Annotated in this window: 16 protein-coding genes; 7 read left to right on the forward strand and 9 right to left on the reverse strand. The window is 75.3% G+C overall.

The genetic code is table 11. The features are described 5' to 3' along the window. Positions 1-5: 5 nt before the first annotated feature. Positions 6-1,337 carry a sulfite oxidase gene (locus ABT299_RS18265; RefSeq protein WP_500251479.1) on the reverse strand — a complete coding sequence of 444 codons (1,332 nt, stop codon included), beginning with the start codon at positions 1,335-1,337 and terminating at the stop codon, positions 6-8. A 127-nt stretch (positions 1,338-1,464) separates the two neighbouring features. Between ABT299_RS18265 and ABT299_RS18270 the strand changes: the two genes are divergently transcribed. From ABT299_RS18270 to ABT299_RS18285, 4 genes are read left to right on the forward strand one after another with little or no spacing between them, the layout of a single operon-like run. Next, the gene (locus tag ABT299_RS18270) at positions 1,465-2,367 is read left to right on the forward strand and encodes an AAA family ATPase (RefSeq protein WP_500251480.1); all 903 of its coding nucleotides are present in this window, start codon (positions 1,465-1,467) and stop codon (positions 2,365-2,367) included. 4 nt (positions 2,368-2,371) lie between these two features. After that, positions 2,372-3,499: a vWA domain-containing protein gene (locus ABT299_RS18275; RefSeq protein WP_500251481.1), complete on the forward strand. Its 1,128-nt coding sequence runs from the start codon at positions 2,372-2,374 to the stop codon at positions 3,497-3,499. Then, positions 3,480-4,601, forward strand: coding sequence for an XdhC family protein (locus tag ABT299_RS18280; RefSeq protein WP_190861752.1), 1,122 nt, complete (start codon positions 3,480-3,482; stop codon positions 4,599-4,601). Before ABT299_RS18275 ends, ABT299_RS18280 begins: the two co-directional genes overlap by 20 nt. A gap of 21 nt (positions 4,602-4,622) precedes the next feature. Then, the gene (locus ABT299_RS18285) at positions 4,623-5,225 is read left to right on the forward strand and encodes a nucleotidyltransferase family protein (RefSeq protein ID WP_190861750.1); all 603 of its coding nucleotides are present in this window, start codon (positions 4,623-4,625) and stop codon (positions 5,223-5,225) included. A 92-nt stretch (positions 5,226-5,317) separates the two neighbouring features. Here the strand turns inward: ABT299_RS18285 and ABT299_RS18290 are convergent, their stop codons facing one another. Further along, positions 5,318-5,788: a MarR family winged helix-turn-helix transcriptional regulator gene (locus ABT299_RS18290; protein ID WP_190861749.1), complete on the reverse strand. Its 471-nt coding sequence runs from the start codon at positions 5,786-5,788 to the stop codon at positions 5,318-5,320. Between the two features lie 90 nt (positions 5,789-5,878). Here ABT299_RS18290 and ABT299_RS18295 point away from each other — a divergent pair, with 90 nt between their 5' ends. Continuing rightward, positions 5,879-6,757, forward strand: a complete 879-nt coding sequence (locus ABT299_RS18295) for a nitroreductase/quinone reductase family protein (RefSeq protein ID WP_500251482.1) — start codon at positions 5,879-5,881, stop codon at positions 6,755-6,757. 26 nt (positions 6,758-6,783) lie between these two features. On the opposite strand, the gene ABT299_RS18300 is transcribed toward ABT299_RS18295, so the two are convergent. Then, the gene (locus ABT299_RS18300; RefSeq protein ID WP_500251483.1) at positions 6,784-7,995 is read right to left on the reverse strand and encodes a DUF6986 family protein; all 1,212 of its coding nucleotides are present in this window, start codon (positions 7,993-7,995) and stop codon (positions 6,784-6,786) included. Between the two features lie 153 nt (positions 7,996-8,148). On the opposite strand from ABT299_RS18300, the gene ABT299_RS18305 reads away from it, so the two are divergent. Continuing rightward, the gene (locus tag ABT299_RS18305; protein ID WP_500251484.1) at positions 8,149-9,726 is read left to right on the forward strand and encodes an MDR family MFS transporter; all 1,578 of its coding nucleotides are present in this window, start codon (positions 8,149-8,151) and stop codon (positions 9,724-9,726) included. A 58-nt stretch (positions 9,727-9,784) separates the two neighbouring features. Here ABT299_RS18305 and ABT299_RS18310 read toward each other — a convergent pair whose 3' ends face one another. From ABT299_RS18310 to ABT299_RS18335, 6 genes are all read right to left on the reverse strand, one after another. After that, positions 9,785-10,045: a peptidoglycan-binding domain-containing protein gene (locus ABT299_RS18310; RefSeq protein WP_190861746.1), complete on the reverse strand. Its 261-nt coding sequence runs from the start codon at positions 10,043-10,045 to the stop codon at positions 9,785-9,787. 155 nt (positions 10,046-10,200) lie between these two features. Then, entirely contained in the window at positions 10,201-11,328 is a 1,128-nt protein-coding gene (locus ABT299_RS18315) for a hypothetical protein (protein WP_190861745.1), read from the reverse strand. 119 nt (positions 11,329-11,447) lie between these two features. Then, entirely contained in the window at positions 11,448-12,356 is a 909-nt protein-coding gene (locus tag ABT299_RS18320; protein ID WP_500251485.1) for an aldose 1-epimerase family protein, read from the reverse strand. 29 nt (positions 12,357-12,385) lie between these two features. Further along, on the reverse strand, positions 12,386-13,798 hold the full coding sequence (locus ABT299_RS18325; RefSeq protein WP_190861741.1) for a YlbE family protein: 1,413 nt from the start codon (positions 13,796-13,798) through the stop codon (positions 12,386-12,388). Then, positions 13,795-15,237 (reverse strand): AllF/FdrA family protein, encoded by a 1,443-nt coding sequence (locus tag ABT299_RS18330; RefSeq protein ID WP_500251486.1) that lies wholly within the window; start codon positions 15,235-15,237, stop codon positions 13,795-13,797. Before ABT299_RS18330 ends, ABT299_RS18325 begins: the two co-directional genes overlap by 4 nt. 79 nt (positions 15,238-15,316) lie before the next feature. Then, on the reverse strand, positions 15,317-16,315 hold the full coding sequence (locus ABT299_RS18335; RefSeq protein WP_500251487.1) for an oxamate carbamoyltransferase subunit AllH family protein: 999 nt from the start codon (positions 16,313-16,315) through the stop codon (positions 15,317-15,319). Between the two features lie 212 nt (positions 16,316-16,527). Here ABT299_RS18335 and ABT299_RS18340 point away from each other — a divergent pair. Further along, positions 16,528-17,748 (forward strand): PucR family transcriptional regulator ligand-binding domain-containing protein (locus ABT299_RS18340; RefSeq protein ID WP_500251488.1); only part of this gene is annotated, 1,221 nt, incomplete at its 3' end.

Here is a 17,748-nt window from a genome sequence, read left to right on the forward strand (position 1 = left end):
TCCCTTCAGGAGACGGTGACCGGGTGGCGGACGACGGCGCCGAACAGGTAGCCGAGCGTGTTGTAGGGCGCGGTGGACGGCTGGGACGCGCCGGTGTCGTCGGTCGCGCGGGCGAGCAGCTCGTGGTGTCCGGGGCCGTCCGGCCGCCACGGGAACTCCCAGCGGACCCAGCCGCGCGGGTCGGCGTGCCGGTCCCGCAGGCGGGCGTGCCGCCAGGTGCGGCCGCCGTCCGCGCTGACCTCGACCTTCCGCACGCGCCCGGTGCCGGACCAGGACCGTCCGTGCAGGACCTGGGGGCGGGCGGGCAGCGGCGCGTCCCACGGCAGCTCGAACGCCGACTTGACGTTCATGCGGGTGAGCGGCGCGCTGCCCTCGGGCGGGTAGCCGGGGCCGAAGAGCCGGTAGTAGCGGGTGTTCCAGGGGGAGAAGAGCGGCTCGTCGGCGACCTGGATGTCGCCGACCCACTTGATGTTGGCGACGCCCACCCAGGACGGGACGACCAGCCGGACCGGGAAGCCGTGGTCGGGCGGCAGCGGCGCGCCGTTCATCTCGTAGGCGAGCAGGACGTCCTTGAGCGCCTTGGCGACGGGCAGGGGGCGCCTGACCCGGCCGAGGTTCTCGCCTTTGTCCACGTAGTCAGCGTCCAGTCCGCGGGGGAGGATGTCCACAGCCTCGGGGGTGAGACCCGCGCGTTCGAGGACGGTCGACAGCGGCACGCCGCGCCAGCGGGCGACGCCGACCGCGCCGAGCTTCCACGGGGTCCCGGACACCTCCTGGCCCTGCTGGGAGGCGTAGAAGCTGCGGCCGTTGCCGGTGCATTCGATGAACGAGGTGATGGTCTCGGCGCGCATGCCGAGGAGGTCCTCGTAGGAGAACTCGACGGGGCGGGACTCGGGCGGGGCGCCGCGCAGGCCGGTGCCCCAGAGCTTGAGGCGCCAGGTGCGGGCGTCGACGAGCGGTGTCGCGACGTGGTTGCGGACGAAGAACCGGTCCACCTGGGTGAGGTGGCCCTGGCCGCGCATGGCCTCCCAGCGCATCTCCGCGTTGGTGCCCTGCGGGATGAACAGCTCGGGCGGCAGCGGCTTGACGATCCCGGTGGCCGTCGCGGTGTCGGTGGCCGGGGCGGCGGGGTCGGCGAACGCGGGCCGTGAGGCGGCGGCCGCGCCGAGGGCGGCGCCGAGGCCCGCGCCGGCGGACAGCCGCAGCATGCCGCGCCGCGACAGCGCGCGGCCGGACGAGGCGGCCTGGGCCGCCCGCACGCGTTCGTAGGTCGCCTCGTCGGTCAGGTCGCCGCCGGGGCCGGGCTGGGGACGGTGGGGGGTGTCACCGGTTCGCATGTGCTCGATGCTGCTGACCGGCCGCCCGAAAGTCAACTTTCCCTACAGGTTCACCATGGAAACGGCGCCGGAAACGGGGGATGCGGACGTCTGGGACTCGGCCGCTCCGCTGGGTAGCCTGGCGAACATGGTGGAGACGGCGCCGACGGCGGCGGACGAGGTCGCCTCGCCCGCGGACCTCGCGAGCCTGCTGGACCGGCACGCCTACCTCTGCGACGAGGGCCTCGGCACCGCGTGCTTCCTCGCCCTGCGGATGGGCCGCCCGCTGTTCCTGGAGGGCGAGGCCGGGGTCGGCAAGACCGAGCTGGCCAAGACCCTCGCGACGGCGCTCGGCGCACCGCTGATCCGCCTGCAGTGCTACGAGGGCCTCGACGCCTCGCAGGCCCTGTACGACTGGGACTTCCCGCGCCAGCTCCTGCACCTGCGCGTCGCCGAGGCCGCCGGCGTCGGCGACGTCGCGCGGCTGGAAGGCGAGCTGTACGACCGGCGGTTCCTGCTGGCCCGGCCGCTGCTGCGCGCCCTGGAGACCGCGCCGAGCGTGCTGCTCGTCGACGAGCTGGACCGCGCCGACGACGAGTTCGAGGCGTTCCTGCTCGAGGTGCTCAGCGACTTCACCATCACCGTCCCCGAGCTCGGCACGATCCGGGCCGAGCGCCCGCCGGTCGTCGTCGTCACGTCCAACCGGACCCGCGAGGTGCACGACGCGCTCAAGCGGCGCTGCCTGTACCACTGGCTGGAGCACCCGTCGTTCGACCGCGAGGTCGCCATCATCCGGCGGCGGCTGCCCGCCGCGGCCGAGCGGCTGGCCGGGCAGGTCGCGGGCGCGGCGCAGCGGCTGCGCGCCCGGGACCTGCTCAAGCCGCCGGGCGTCGCGGAGTCGCTGGACTGGACCGAGGCGCTGGTCGCGCTCGGCGTCCGCGACCTGGACCCCGGCACCGCCGCGGTCACGCTCGGCGCCGTGCTCAAGTACCGCGAGGACCAGCAGCGGGTGCTCGCCGGCGGGCTCGACGCCCTGCTCGACGGGGGGTGAGCGGGTGCGGGACGTCACCGAGACGATGGTCGGGTTCGCCAGGACGCTGCGCGCCGCGGGCGGCACCGCCGACCCCGAGCGGGTCCAGGCGATGCTCGCCGCGCTCGACCACCTCGACGTCCTCGACCCCGCCGAGGTGTACTGGGCGGGACGGCTGACGCTGTGCGCTGACCCCGACGACCTCGCCCGCTACGACCGCTGCTTCGCCGCGTACTTCTCCGGCGCGACGGCCCGCCCGGCGCGCCGCCCGCCGCCCGTGGTGGTGCGCCGCACGACGGTCGCGGAGCCGTCCGGCGGCGCCGGCGGCGAGGACGACGGCGAGCCGAGGGCGGCGACCGCCAGCGCCGTCGAGGTGCTGCGCGACCGGGACGTGGCACGGCTCACCGCCGCCGAGCGCGCCGAGGTCGCGCGGCTGATCGCGGTGCTGGACGCGGGCGCCGAGCGGCGCCGGTCGCGCCGGTTCGCACCGGCGCCGGCGGGCCGCCTCGACCCGGCCAGGACCGTCCGGGAGACGCTGCGCCGCGGCGGCGAGACGTCCCTGCTGCGGCACCGGGCGCACCGCACCCGGCCGCGCCGCGTCGTGCTGCTCGTGGACGTCAGCGGGTCGATGAGCCCGTACGCGGACGCGCTGCTGCGGTTCGCGCACGCCGCGGCCCGCTCCGGCGGCCGGGACGTGGAGGTCTTCAGCGCCGGTACGCGGCTGACCCGGCTCACCCGCGAGCTGCGGCACCGGGACGCGGACGCGGCGATGGCGGCGGCGTCCGCCGCGATCCCGGACTGGAGCGGCGGCACCCGGCTCGGCGAGGAGCTGAAGGAGTTCCTCGACCGGTTCGGGCAGCGCGGCCTGGCGCGCGGCGCGGTGGTGGTGATCGCCTCCGACGGCTGGGAGCGCGGCGACGCGGCGCTGCTCGGCGAGCAGACGGCCCGGCTGCGGCGGCTCGCGCACCGGGTGATCTGGGCGAACCCGCACAAGGCGCGGCCCGGGTACGAGCCGCTCACCGCGGGGATGGCGGCGGCGCTCCCGCACGTGGACGACTTCACCTCCGGCCACAGCCTCGCCGCCCTGGAGGAGCTGGCGCGGCTGATCGCCGACACCGGAAGGGGACGGGCGCATGCGCGACGTGCTGGATGACATCGCCGGCTGGTACGCGGCGGGGGAGACGTTCGGGCTGGCGACGGTGGTGAACACCTTCCGCAGCGCGCCGCGCCCGGCGGGCGCGGCGATGGCGGTGTCGGCGGGCGGCGAGGTCGCCGGCAGCGTGTCGGGCGGCTGCGTCGAGGGCGCCGTCTACGAGCTGGCGCGGTCGGTGATGGAGAGCGGGGAGCCGGTCGTCCAGCGGTACGGGGTGACCGACGACGACGCGTTCGCGGTCGGGCTGACCTGCGGCGGGATCCTGGACGTGCTGGTCGAGCCGGTGAGCCCCGCGACGTTCCCGGAGTTCGCGGACGTCGCCGCGGCGATCGCGGCGCGCGAGCCGGTGGCCGTCGCGACGGTCGTCGCCGGCCCGGGCCGGATCGGCGCGCGCCGCGTCGTCTGGCGGGACCGGGCGGCGGGCTCGCTCGCGCCGGGGGAGCCGCACGCGGCGCGGCTGGACGCGGCGGTCGACGACGACGCGCGCGGCATGCTGGCGCAGGGCCTCACCGGGCAGCGGCACTACGGCCGCGAGGGGGAGCGGCGGCTGGACGACCTCGCGGTGTTCGTCCACTCGTTCGCGCCGCCGCCCCGGCTGCTGGTGTTCGGCGCGATCGACTTCGCGGCGGCGGTCGCGCGGGTCGGCAAGTTCCTCGGCTACCACGTCACGGTCTGCGACGCGCGGCCGGTGTTCGCGACGCCCAAGCGGTTCCCGGACGCCGACGAGGTCGTGGTGAAGTGGCCGCACAAGTACCTGGAGGAGTCCGGCGGCGCGATCGACGAGCGGACCGCGATCGCCGTCCTCACCCACGACCCGAAGTTCGACGTCCCGCTGCTGGAGGTGGCGCTGCGGACGCGCGCCGGGTACGTCGGCGCGATGGGGTCGCGGCGCACCCACGACGACCGGCTCGCACGGCTGCGCGAGGCGGGCCTCACCGGCGCGGAGCTCGGGCGGCTGCGCTCGCCGATCGGCCTGGACCTCGGCGCGCGGACGCCGGAGGAGACCGCGGTGTCGATCGCGGCGGAGTTGGTGCAGCTGCGGTGGGGCGGGTCGGGGCGGCCGCTCACCGACACCAGCGGCAGGATCCACGCCGGCGGCTGATCCGCGGGCTACCCTCGGCGGATGACCGCGAAGGAGTTGAGCCGGAACGGCGCGGAGCCCCCGGCCGGGCTGCTGCTCGCCGCGGGCGAGGGCAGCCGCCTCGGCCGCCCGAAGGCGCTGGTGGAGCTGGACGGGGAGCGCCTCGTCGACCGGGGCGTCCGGACGCTGCGCGACGGCGGCTGCGCCCCGGTGCTGGTGGTGGCGGGCGCCGCGCAGGTCGAGGTGATCGGCGCGGTGGTGGTGCCGAACCCGGACTGGCGGGACGGGATGGGCTCGTCGCTGCGCGCGGGGCTCGCCGCGCTGCCGCCCGGCTGCCCCGCCGCGGTCGTCGCGCTCGTCGACCAGCCGCGGGTCACCGCCGCCGCAGTCGCCCTGCTCGTCGCGGCCTACGACGCGGGCGCGGAGATCGCCGTGGCGACCTACGGGGGCGCGCCGCGCAACCCCGTCCTGCTGCGGGCCGAGCACTTCGCCGCCGCCGCCGAGGCGGCGGTCGGGGACACGGGCGCGCGCGGCTTCCTGCGCGCCCATCCCGACCTGGTGACCCGGGTGCCCTGCGACGGCGTCGCGTCCCCGGACGACATCGACACCCCCGAGGACCTCGCCGCCTTCACCGGCGACCGCTGACCCGCCGCGGGGCGGGCCGGCGGGCCGGCCCGCCGGCCCGCCCCGCGGCGGGTCGGGCTCGTCAGGGCGACTCGTCGTGGCGGCTCGCCTGGTCAGCGGGAGCGGGCCTCGGTGACGGCGCGCTCGTAGGTCAGGAGCGTGTCGATGAACAGGCGGCGCTGCGCGGGGGTGAGCGGTTCCAGCGCGGTGCGCCACGCGCCCGCGCCCTGACCGAGCCACCCGTTGATCGCGGGCAGGTGCGCGCCGGCGACGCTGACGATGGTGCGGCGCCGGTCGGCGGGGTCCTCGCGGCGCTCCAGGATGCCCTGCCGGCTGAGGTCGCCGACCATCAGGCTGACCGTGGCGGGCGCGACCTCCAGCCGCCCGGCCAGCTCGTTGACGCTCATCGGGCCGTCGAACAGCAGGTAGGCCAGCAGCGACAGGTGGCGCGGCGCCAGGTCGAACGCCGCCAGCTCGTCCGGGACCCGGATCCGCTTGGCCGCCGACACCAGCCGCGGCATCAGCAGCAGCATCGTCCGGATGCCGTCGTCGACGTCCGGTCCCGCGCTCTCTTCGGTTGACATGCCTCTGCGTCCAAAATAGCTTTGCTCTATAAAAGACTTTGCTTGCAAAGCAAAGTCTCGTTCCGTGCGTCCAGGATAGGAGACCGGCTCGTGAGCGACTGGAACAGGGCGATCATCGAGGAGTTCCGGGCGAACGGCGGCGCGGTCGGCGGCCCGTTCGCCGGCGCCGACCTGCTGCTGCTGACCGCCACCGGCGCCAGGACCGGCAGGCGGCGCACCACGCCGCTCGGATACCTGGCCGACGGCGACCGGCTGCTGGTGTTCGCGTCCAACGCCGGCGCCGACCACGACCCGGAGTGGTACCGCAACGTCCGCGCCGACCCGCGCGTCACGGTCGAGGTCGGGACGGAGACCTTCGAGGGCGTCGCGCTCCCGGTCGAAGGGGAGGAGCGCGACCGGCTGTACGCGCGGCAGGGCGAACTCGTCCCCGCCTACGCCGAGTACCAGCGCCAGACGTCCCGCGTCATCCCGGTCGTCGCGCTGCACCGCGCCCACCTGGACGGGCGGGCGTGGGCCGTCGGCGACGAACTGGTGCGGATCCACGACGACCTGCGCGCGCAGCTCGCCGGCCTTCGCGACGCCGTCCTCGCCTCCCTCGACGGGCGTCCCGCTCCGCTGCCCGACCTGCGGGGGCAGCTGCGCGAGCACTGCGTGTCGGTGTGCGACGTGCTCGGCGAGCACCACGACAACGAGGAGGGCCGCGCGTTCCCGCGCCTGGAGGCGCAGTTCCCCGGCCTCGCGCCGGTCATCGAGCGGCTCCGCCGCGAGCACGTCGAGGTGACCGGCGCCCGCAAGGAGCTCCAGGCCATGGTGGACGACCTCGGCTCCGCCGACCCCGGCCGTGTGCGCGCGGAACTCGACCGGATCACCGCCGAGCTGGACGCGCACTTCGCCTACGAAGAAGAGCAGCTCGGCGCCGTGCTCAACGCCATCGGCCCCATCTGGCGCACCGGCCCGCACCGGGCATAGAGCGCGGGGGCCGGGCGCGCGCGGGGTCAGGACGCGGGCAGGACGCTCTCGTCGAGGGCGCCGCAGTCGACGGCGCGGCGGAGCCGGTCGGTGAGCGCGCGGATCGTGGCGGGCTCGTCCAGCACCCCGCCGGCCGCGGCCTGCTCGTGCCAGGCGCGGACCCGGCCGATCACCTCGTCGGCGCCGGTCAGGTGGAAGGCGTACACGGCGGCGTAGCGGCTCGGCAGGTGCGCGGGATGCAGGTCCCAGCCCTGGTAGAAGCCGTGCCGCAGGGAGTGCCCGACCTGCGCGGCGTGCGCCTGCCAGGTCGCGTTGACCTCGTCCGGGCCGTCGTTGCGCGGGATCACGTTGGACGAGCCGTCCGACAGCCGGACGCCCGTCCCGGCGAACGCGACCTGCATGACGTGCCGCGCGAAGTCGCAGGCGGGGTGGTCGAGGCGCTGCTCCTCGGGCGGCAGGCCGAGCGCGGCGGTGTAGTCGAACACGCCGAAGTGCGCGGCGGTGAGCCGGCCGCCCGCGGCGGCCGCGATGCCGGGCAGCGCGATCCGCCCGTCCGGGGTGAAGATCGCCTCGGTGGTCTCCACCTGGACCTCGAAGCGCAGGATGCCGGACGGCAGCCCGAGCGCGGTCTCCAGCCGGTCCAGGTACTCGACGAACAGCGCGACGTGGTCGGCCGCGACGACCTTGGGGAAGGTGATGGTGAACCCGCCGGGCAGCCGGCCCAGCCGGTCGCGCAGCGCGGTGAGGAACCCGTCCAGGGTGCGCATCGCGCGGTCCTGGCCGCCGTCGGCGAACGACTTGACCCGCACGCCCCAGTAGTGCGGCAGCCCCTTGACCTGGTAGGCGGCGGCGACGGCCTCGACGACCTGGGCGATGTGCGCGTCCTCCTCGTCGTCGGTGCGCACCCCGTAACCGTCCTCGAAGTCGATCCGCACGTCCTCGATCGGCTCGCGGGAGAGCTTGGCGGCGACCCGCTCGCGGACCGGGCCGGCCAGCTCCGGGTCGAGCCCGAACGCGGCGCCGAACGACCCGGCGCCGGGGGTGTGGGTGTTCAGCAGGCGCAGCGCCTCCGCGCCGAAGTCGGCGGGCGTCGAGCGGGAGAACCGGTCGGCCGGGACGTAGACCGTGTGCACCGGCTGGCGGCCGTCGGCGCCCCCGGGGAAGCGCTCGCGGTGCTCGTCGCGGACGGCGGCTATGCGCGCGGACAGGTCGTCGAACGAGGAGACGCTGAGGTTCACCCCGCCATGATCCCCCAAGAGCCGGGCGATTGTCAGGAGACGCCCCTTCCGGACCGGAGACCGGGACCGGTTCCTCCGGATTAGGGCTACTATAACTAGCCGGGCGGCAAGTAAGTGGGTTCCCGTGTCGCGGGACCTCAGGGGAAGGTGACCATGACCGAACACGGGACGGCCGAGCGCCCGGCGCTCAGTACCCGGCAGATCTACATCGCCATCTTCGGGCTGATGCTCGGGATGTTCCTGGCGATGCTCGACAACCTGATCGTCGGCACCGCGCTGCCCACGATCGTCGGCGACCTCGGCGGGCTGGAGCACCTGTCGTGGGTGGTGACGGCCTACACGCTGGCCACCGCCGCCGCCACCCCCATCTGGGGCAAGCTCGGCGACCTGTACGGCCGCAAGGGCATGTTCATGACGTCGATCGTGGTGTTCCTGGCCGGGTCGATGCTGTCCGGCCTGGCGCAGAACATGGGCGAGCTGATCGGCTTCCGCGCGCTGCAGGGCCTCGGCGCCGGCGGCCTGATGGTCGGCGCCATGTCGATCATCGGCGACCTGGTGCCGCCCCGCGAGCGGGGCCGCTTCCAGGGCCTGATCGGCGCGATGATGCCGGTCGCGTTCGTCGGCGGCCCGCTGCTCGGCGGCTTCCTCACCGACCACTTCAGCTGGCGCTGGGCGTTCTACGTCAACGTCCCGATCGGCGCGATCGCGCTGCTGGTCATCGCGTTCGGGATGCGGCTGCACACCGCCCGCATCAAGGCCCGCATCGACTACGTCGGCGCGACCCTGCTGACCATCGGGATCGTGTGCGTGACGCTGGTCGCGAGCTGGGGCGGCTCGCAGTACCCGTGGGGCTCCGCGCGGATCATCGCGCTCGCCGTCGTCGGCGTCGTCGCGCTCGTGGTCTTCGTGTTCGCCGAGACCAAGGTGCCCGAGCCGATCCTGCCGCCGCGGCTGTTCCGCAGCCGCAACTTCACCGCCGCGCAGATCCTCAGCTTCATGGTCGGCGCCGCGATGTTCGGCGCGGTGAACTACCTGCCGCTCTACATGCAGACCGTCCAGGGCGCGAGCCCCACCACCAGCGGCCTGCTGCTGCTCCCGCTGATGTTCGGCATGCTCGCGATGATGCTGACCAGCGGCCAGCTCATCACCCGCACCGGCCGCTACCGGCACTTCCCGATCATCGGCGGCGCGGTGCTGACCGGCGGGATGCTGCTCCTGCTGATGCTGAAGGTCGACACGAGCACGCTCACCAGCTCGTTCCTGACCATGGGCGTCGGCCTCGGGATGGGCCTGATCATGCAGAACACGATGCTGGTCACCCAGAACAGCGTCGAGCTGCGCGACATGGGCTCGGCCAGCGGGTCGGTCACCCTGTTCCGCACCGTCGGCGGGTCGCTGGGCGTCGCGCTCCTCGGCTCCATCTACAACAACCGGTTCGAGGACGAGGCGGTGCGCAGGCTCGGCGCGGACGCCGGGCACAAGCTCGCCTCCGGAGGCCAGCACGTCACCCCCGACATGCTGAGCAAGCTCCCCGCCGCCGTCCGCGACGCGTTCGAGGCGGGCGTCACCAGCGGCGTGCACGGCATCGCCATCGGCGGGACGGTCCTCGCGGCGATCGCGTTCGTCGTCGCGTGGTTCATCAAGGAGGTCCCGCTGCGCGGCAGCGCTCCCGCGCCGAAGGCCCCGGTGGAGGACGTGCCGTCCGCCGACGTGGTCACCGAGTCGGCCTGACGCACGCGCAGAGGAGGGGAGACGGAGCCGTCGTGCTCCGTCTCCCCTCGCCCGTGCGCTAGTCGATCGGGGCCTCCCAGGCGGCCTTCCACGTGATCGGCCCGACGATCCCGTCGACCTGCAGGTGCTTGCGCTGCTGGAACTCGCGGCAGATGTCCTCCGAGTCCGCGCCGTAGACGCCGTCCACGGTGATCGTCCACCCCCGGTTGCCCATCTGCGCCTGCCACGTCCGGACGTCGTCGCCCTTCATGGGCGGCGGCTGCTCGAGGTTCCGGCCGGGGAACGGCGGTGCCTTGACCGGAGCGGTCTGCTGCGTCATCGGTCGCTTCCCTTCTTTGTCGGGTTCCCATCCAGATTCCCGGACGGCCCGTTAAGCGAGCAATCCGCTCCCGGGAAGATTCCGGCAAACAGCCGCGAATAAGATCGATTTAGCTGTTCGAGCGGCTATTTATGCGGCGTTCGGAAATTCAACGTTCAAGGATGCGCCGGTCGGGGAACGACGGCCGCGCGCGGCGGCTCCACCGGGCCCCGGACGTCCGCCAGGACGGCCTGCCCCTGCCGGTCCACGAACTTGGTGAACAGCTCCTGCGAGTACCCGAAGACGACGGCCCAGGCGATGATCTGGCCCGGCGAGTCGAGCGCGCTGAGCCCGGGGACGAACCCGCCGCGCATGAGGAGCAGCCCGAGGACGGCGGTGAGCGCCCCGGTGGGCAGCTTCAGCAGGGCCAGCGCGATCGGTATCCCGAACGCGGTGCTCGTCCCCCGGACCTTCCGCAGGGCGGCGGCCGCGGCGATGCTCGCCGCCGTCAGCCCGATGAACTCCACGGCGAGGTAGTCGCCGCGCCCGGCGGCGTCCGCGGTCGCCCGGGCCTTGCCCATGTCGGGGATCCGCTCCCTGGACGCCGTGGGGCAGACGGCGGCGAACCCGCCCCCCAGCACGGGCGCCGCCGGCGGGTTGAAGCACAGCGGCACCGCCCTCGGCCAGACCATCGAGATCACCGCGACCGCGACCGCGAGGCCGGTCAGGAAGGCGGTGATCCACCGGACGAGGCGCGCGAAGCTCTGGGCGCGCAGCTTCTCGCGCAGTTCGGCGTCCCAGGCGGCCTTCAGCGCCTCCACGATCGTCATGAGCCGGTCGGGCGCCAGGCCGATGTCCCTGGACGCCTCCTGGGCGGCCCGCACCTCCAGCGCGATCCGCTCGACGGCGGTCCTGCGCTCGTCCTCGGCGCTGAGGTGCCGCCTGACGATGGCGAACATGCCGGGCAGGCACGGCTCGAGCTCCTTCGCCGGGAGGGTCCGCAACCAGAGGGAGAGGCCCGAGTTGATGTGGAGCTGCGCGGCGGTCACGTGCGAGGCCCGCGGGCTGCGCCGATGCGTGCCGAAATCGATGACGGCGCGGGCCTGGCGCAGCTCGTCGCGCGCGCTCTGCAGCAGCCTCGCGTGCTCCGCGGAGATCTCCGTCGAAGCCTCACGCGCCTCGATGAGGGACTCCAGCTCGCGCGCGTTGGAGCGGAGCTGCTCGCACAGCGTCCACGAACCGCGCTCGCGGCGCCATTCGTGGAACCTGGCCGCGAACGGCGGCCGCGGAGAGTGCTCGTTCATCGCGTCGCCATCCTCCCGGAGGAAACGTCACCGAGAATTCGTCGCCGTCGCGGATTTCCGCTCATGACAATGGTGACGTCCCCTCGGGATGGCCGACGCGAACGGCCGCCAAGGGGCGTTTATGGCAGGGTCACGATTCCCCAGGTGCCGGTGAAGCGCTCGCCCGGCTTGAGGTCGATGAGGCCCTCACCCGACGCGAACGCGTTGGGCGGGCAGGTCATCGGCTCCACGCCGAGGCCCTCGCGCGGGTCCGGGGCGTTGTCGGCGGTGTAGATCTCCATCCAGGGGTGCGCGTCGTCGGCCCACAGCCGGACGGTCCGGCCGTTGCCGCTGAGCGTCACCCAGGCCAGCCCGTCCTCGTCGCGGTGCACCCCGGCGAACGCGTTGTCGATCCTCCGCGCGCCGAGCACCGGCCCGTCGCGCAGGTCGTGGTCGGTGCCCGTGACGTCCGCGTCCCCGCCGACCGGGATCATCCGCTCGTTCACCGGGACGTACCGGTCGGCGTGCAGCGTCACCGTGCACTGGTCGATCGGGACGCCGACCGTCAGGTAGGGGTGGGCGCCGTGCCCGTACGGCGCCGTCCGGGCGCCGGTGTTGGCGGCCGTCAGCCTGACGCGCAGCCCGTCCGCGGCGTCCAGGACGTACTCGACCTCCAGGTCGAGGCGGAACGGATACCCGGCGGTGGCGAGCAGCCGGTGCGTCAGCCGGACCCGGTCCTCGGCGTGCTCGGCGACCCGCCACGCCGCCCACCGGACGAGCCCGTGGATCGCGCAGTCCAGGTCGGGCTCGGACACGTCCAGCTGGTAGGCGGTGCCCGCGTACTCGTACCGGCCGCGGTCGACCCGGTTCGGCCACGGGATCAGCAGGTGCCCGAACGCCGCGGGCGCCGGCTCGTCGGCGCCGTGCGACAGCACCAGCGGCCGCCCCTCGTGCGTCAGCTCGCGCAGGCTCGCGCCCGACTCGGTGATGACGGCCCGGTAGGGCCCGGCGCCGATGGCGTACTGCGCTCCGGTGATCGACTCGGTCATGCCCCGGACGGTACCCCCTGCCCGACCCGCTACGCGATCTCCGCGAGGGCCTGCAGGGCCGCGCTGAACACGTTCGACGGCGGTTCGACGATCCCCGCGCCGACCTGGCCGGTCCCGGCCTCCCGCCCGGCGATCCCGGTGTCGATGACGGGCAGGATCCCGGTCCGCACGACCCGCGTCACGTCGATCCCGGCGGGGGTCCCGCGGAACGACAGCAGCGGGATCTGCAGCACCGGGTGCTCGGCGAGGGTGATCTCGTACATCCGCTGCGTGGCGGCCACCGCGTCCGGCACCTCGCCGCCGACGAACCGGACGATCGCCGGCGCGGCGGCCAGCGCGAACCCGCCCGTCCCGGCCGTCTCGGTGATCGCCGAGTCGCCGATGTCGGGGTTGGCGTCGTCCGGGCCGTACCCGCCGAGGTACAGCCCGTCCGGCACCCCGGCCGGGCCGGTGAACCAGCGGTCGCCCGTCCCCGACACCTGGATGCCGAAGTCGGTGCCGTTGCGCGACATCGCGACGACCATGCTCGACCCGGCGACGCCCCGCGCCGCGTCCGCGCACGCCTTCGCCGCCGCCATCCCCGCGTTCAGGAAGAAGTGGTCGTTCCCGGCGGCGAACCGGAGCACCTCGGCGGCCCGGTCGCGCGGCACCTCCTCGGCGGCGGCGAGGTCCGGCGCCAGCTCCCGCAGCAGCAGCGACGTCGCCGCCCGGTTCCGGTTGTGCAGCTCGTCGCCCATCTGCAGCGCCTGCGCGATGACCGCCATCAGGTCGAGCGGGCCGTGCCGCCGGACGGCCGCCCGCAGCGCCGGGCCGAGCACCTCGCCCATCCAGGCGAGCCGCTCGATCACCTCCGGGCCGTACGCCCCGTACCGCAGCACCTTCCCGAGCCCCTCGTTCAGCGAGCAGCACGCGGTGCCGCCATGCTCGGCGTCCTCCACGACCAGCATCCACATCGACGGGGAGACCACGCCCGCCATCGGGCCGACCGCGCCGTGGTGGTGGCACGGCTCCAGGACCGCGGCGCCGCGCTCCAGCTCCCGCTCGGCGCCGCGCGGCGTCTCCGCGAGGCCCTCCAAAATCATCGCGCCGATCAGCGCGCCGCGCATCGGCCCGGACGCGCGGTCCCACTCCAGCGGCGGTCCCGCGTGCAGGAACGTTCCCTTCTCCAAGCCGAGCACGTCGCGCGCCGGGCGGACGTCCACCAGGTGCGGGCGCGCGGTCGTCATCCGCCGCACCGCCTCGGCGTTCGCGTCCGCGTGCCCCGGGTCGCCGAGCACCGCCGCCAGCGCCGCCGCCGTCCCCGGCGGCGGGGGCCGCCAGTCGACCCGCTCCACCGGGACGGCCTGGCCGGCCAGCGCGTCCGCGAGGACGTCCACGCCCGCCGCGACGACCCGCGGGTCCCGCGTGAGCAGCCCGCCGAGCGGCGGCCGCGCGTCCGTCATCCGGGCACCCCCTCCACCAGCGCGACCGCGTGCCGCGCCGCCTCCGCGTTCGAGGCGAACACCTCCGCGCCCGCGTCCCGCAGCGCCTCCGCCTGCCGGTCGCGGCCCTGCGGGTCGGCGGGCGTCCCGCACAGCGACACCACCGCGGCGAGATCCGGGCGGTCGCGCAGCGCGGCGGCGAGGACCGGCGCCAGCGACGCGGCCGGGTCGGGTTCGGCGCCGTGGCCGAGCACCACGTCCAGGAGCAGCACGCCGCACGCCGCGTCCGCCGCCTCCCGCGCGAGGGCCTCCAGCCGCAGCGTCGGGTCGATCATCGGATGGGCGCGGCCCCGGGTGTAGGCGTCGTCGCCGAAGTCGGTGAGCCGGTGCCCGCGCGCCTCCAGGTCCCAGCCGAGCGCGTCGCGCGCGATCACCTCCGCCTCGTCGCGGAGCGTCCCGCCGGCGAACAGCCCGCGCAGCGACCGGCCGGCCGGCACCCGCGCGGTCCGCGGCGCGGCCCAGCACGGCCACCGCGGGACGGCCGCGCCGAGCGCCCTCAGCGCCTTCTCCACCGCCCGGGTCAGGTCGTCCTCGCCGGGCGCCGGCAGCGCGAACACCACCGGCGTGTCCAGCCGCCGCGCCGCCTCCCGGATCAGGTCCGCGACCTGCGGCGCCGGCGGCTTGGACACCAGCACGATCAGCTCGGTGCCCGGGTCGGCGTCCAGCGCGGCGAGCGCCGCCAGCGCCGACCGGCCGCTGACCTCCGGCGACAGGTCCCGCCCGCCGACCCCGAGCACGTGCCGGACCCCGGTGCCCGCCGCGTCCAGCAGGCACATCACCTGCTGCGCGCCCGTCCCGGACGCCGCCACGACACCGACCGGCCCCGGCCGCACCGCGTTCGCGAACCCGAGCCCGGCGCCGCCGACGACGGCCGTCCCGCAGTCCGGCCCCATCACGATCAGCCCGCGCCGCGCCGCCGCCTCCTTCAGTGCGATCTCCTGCGCGACCGGCACGTTGTCACTGAAGATCATCACGTTCAGGCCGGCGTCGAGCGCGTCCATCGCCTCCGGGAACACGTGCGGCCCCGGCACCGAGACCAGCGCGACCGACGCCTCGCCGCGCGCCGCGGCGGACGCCGTGGTGCGCGGGGCGGGCGGCGCGCCGAGCATCCCGCCGCCGTCCGGGACGTGCGCGGCCTCCTGCAGCAGGGCGTCCAGCGCCTCGCGCGCCCCGTCGAGGTCCCCGCCCTCCGCCCGCACGGCGACGACCATGTCCGCCGGCCCGGCGTCCGCTGGAACCGCGAACCCCATCCGCGCGAGCAGCTCCAGGTTCGGCTCCGTGCCCATCGCCGTCATCGCCGACGCCACGTCCGGCCGCTCCGCCAGCCGGCGGCTCACCCGCATCAGGGTGACCGAATCGCGGTAGGCCCCCCGCCGCACCTCGACCCAGTCGGCGCTCATGCCGCCCCGCGCCCGCCCGGACCGGGCATGCGGGTCTCTTGCGGGGGGACGGCTCCCCGCGCCCCCCGGTTCGCTCCGCTCATGCCGTGTGCTCCGCCGGGCGGCGGCCGGGGGACGCGAGGGCGAGGGTGGCGCGGCAGCCCGCGAGGACCCCCCACGCCAGGTCGGTGCCGGAGGTGTGGCCGATCGCCAGCAGCCGGCGGACGGCCGCGGACGGCGGCTCGTGCCCGGCGACGCAGCGCAGCACCGCGGCGATCTCGCCGCCGGCGCCGCCCTCCGCCGCGCAGTGCAGCAGCGTCGCGGCCAGCGCGGTCGTGCGGGTCCCGGCGTCGGCGGTGACGGCCGCGCCCAGCCAGTCGGCCAGCCACACCGCCGTGCCGCTCTCCGGAACGGCGCCGAAGGCGCCCCGGGGGGTGCGGGGGGTCTTCCCCGCTCGGACGGCGGGGGCGGCGACGGCGCCGCCGACCAGCCGCAGCGACACCAGCAGCCCGCACAGGATGTCGTCGCCGCTCGGCGTCAGCCCGGGACCGAGGCCGACGATCCGCTCGGCGGCCTCGACGGCGCCCGCGAGGTCGCCCGCGGCGCAGCACTCGGCGAGCGCCAGCGGGTCGGGATGCCCGGCGAGCCCGCCGCCCGCCATCCCCGCGGCGACGAACGCGTCCTCCAGGACGGCGACGCCGCGGGCCAGCGCGGCGGGCTGGATCGGGCCGAGCACGGGCGTCGGGTCCCACCAGCGGCGCACCCGCACGCACAGCGCCCCCGCCTCCACGCGGCCGTCGCCGACCGTCGCCTCGTCGCCCTCCCGGACGGACCGGAACGGCTGCTCGCGGCGCTCGGCGGCGACCACCACGGCGTTCGGCAGCCGGACCGCGTCGCAGGTGACGACGGCCAGCACGCGCGGCTCGGGGCCCCCGCGGGTCTCCAGGTACAGCGCGGACGGGAACACCGCGATGACCCGGGCCGCGCGGCGCGGCGGGTCGAGCAGCGGCCGCAGCGCCAGGCTCGCCGCGCCGGCGGCGGGCGGCCGCCGTCCCGGACGGGCCGGGAGCGGGATCGGGTCGCGGACGAGTGCGGTCACGGATCCTCCCGGAGCCGGTGTCGGCTGCCGCCCGGATCGCGGGCGGCCCGGCCTCCGCTGAGACGGTAGAACGGGCCTCCGCGCGGACGTATGGGGAAAGCTGCCAAGGATGGTTGTCATCGTTCGTCTTTGTTGTCAGTGTTGATCAGGAACCGGTAGCGATCACGCCACACGCGGCGATGTACGCACCAAAAGGCGAGGTGACCCCTGGCATGAGTTACACCAGCGCGGACCCGGGCCCACCGGCCCTCCGGCTCGCGAGCACCGGAACACTGACCTACGGCCTGTCCGTCGGCGAGGTCCTCGGCGCCAGCACCCTGAACGGCGCACGCCTCATCGCGGGACGGTCCGGACTCGACCGTGTCGTGCAGCGGCTCAACGTGATGGAGGTCCCCGACATCCTGTCGTGGGTCAAACCCCACGAGCTGCTGCTGACCACCGGCTACCCCCTCCGCAACACCCCGCAGTCGCTGGACAACCTGGTCGCCGACCTGGACGAGCGCGGCCTCGCGGCCCTGGCCATCAAGCTCGGCCGCTACCTGGACTCGCTGCCCGCCGAGATGATCGCCCAGGCGGACCGGCGCGGCTTCCCGCTCATCCTGCTCCCCAACGACGTCGGCTTCGACGACATCCTGAACCAGGTCCTCACCGACATCCTGAACCGGCAGGCGGCCGTCCTCGCCCGCACCGAGGAGGTGCACCGGGCGCTCGTGCAGATCGTGCTGTGCGGCGGCGGCCTGCAGGAGGTCGTCGACGAGGTCGCGACGCTGCTGGACGTGGCGGTCGTGGTGCTGGACGGCGAGCAGCGGGTGCTCGCCGGCGCGGGCCCGGACGAGCACGTCCAGGCGATGCGGGGCTTCGACGCGGGCCGGCACGCGGCCTGCGGGCGCGGCGGCTGCGGCATCATCGGCGCGCACGGCACCGGCGACCACCTGGTGGTCCCGGTCGTCGCGGGCGGCTTCGACCACGGCCGGATCATCGCGTTCAGCCCGGCGGGCACGCTGCGCGGATCCGACCTCGGCATCCTGGAGCGGGCCGCGACCGTCGCGGCGCTGGTGGTGACCAAGCAGCAGGCCGTCGCGGCGGTGGAGAGCAAGTACCGCGCCGACTTCCTGCGCGACATCCTGGCGGGCCGCGCAGGCGACGACGACCGGGTCATCGCGCACTGCGGCGGGTTCGGCTGGGACCTGGACCGCCCGGTGGCGGTGGTCGTCGCGGAGCTGGACGGCCGCCCGCGCGGCACGGCCGGCTCCCCGGGCGCGGCCGGGGTGACCGTCCCGGCGCCGACGCCGAGCCCGGAGAACGAGGGCAGAACCCGCAAGCACGGCGATACCGGGCGCGGTCGCGCCGCCGACACCCGGCGCGGGGGCGCCCCCCCCCCGGCGGGCGCCCGCCCCCCCGGCCCCCGCGCGGCGCCGGCGCGCCCCCCCGCC

Source organism: Spirillospora sp. NPDC000708 (assembly GCF_040299565.1).
Classification (GTDB): domain Bacteria; phylum Actinomycetota; class Actinomycetes; order Streptosporangiales; family Streptosporangiaceae; genus Spirillospora.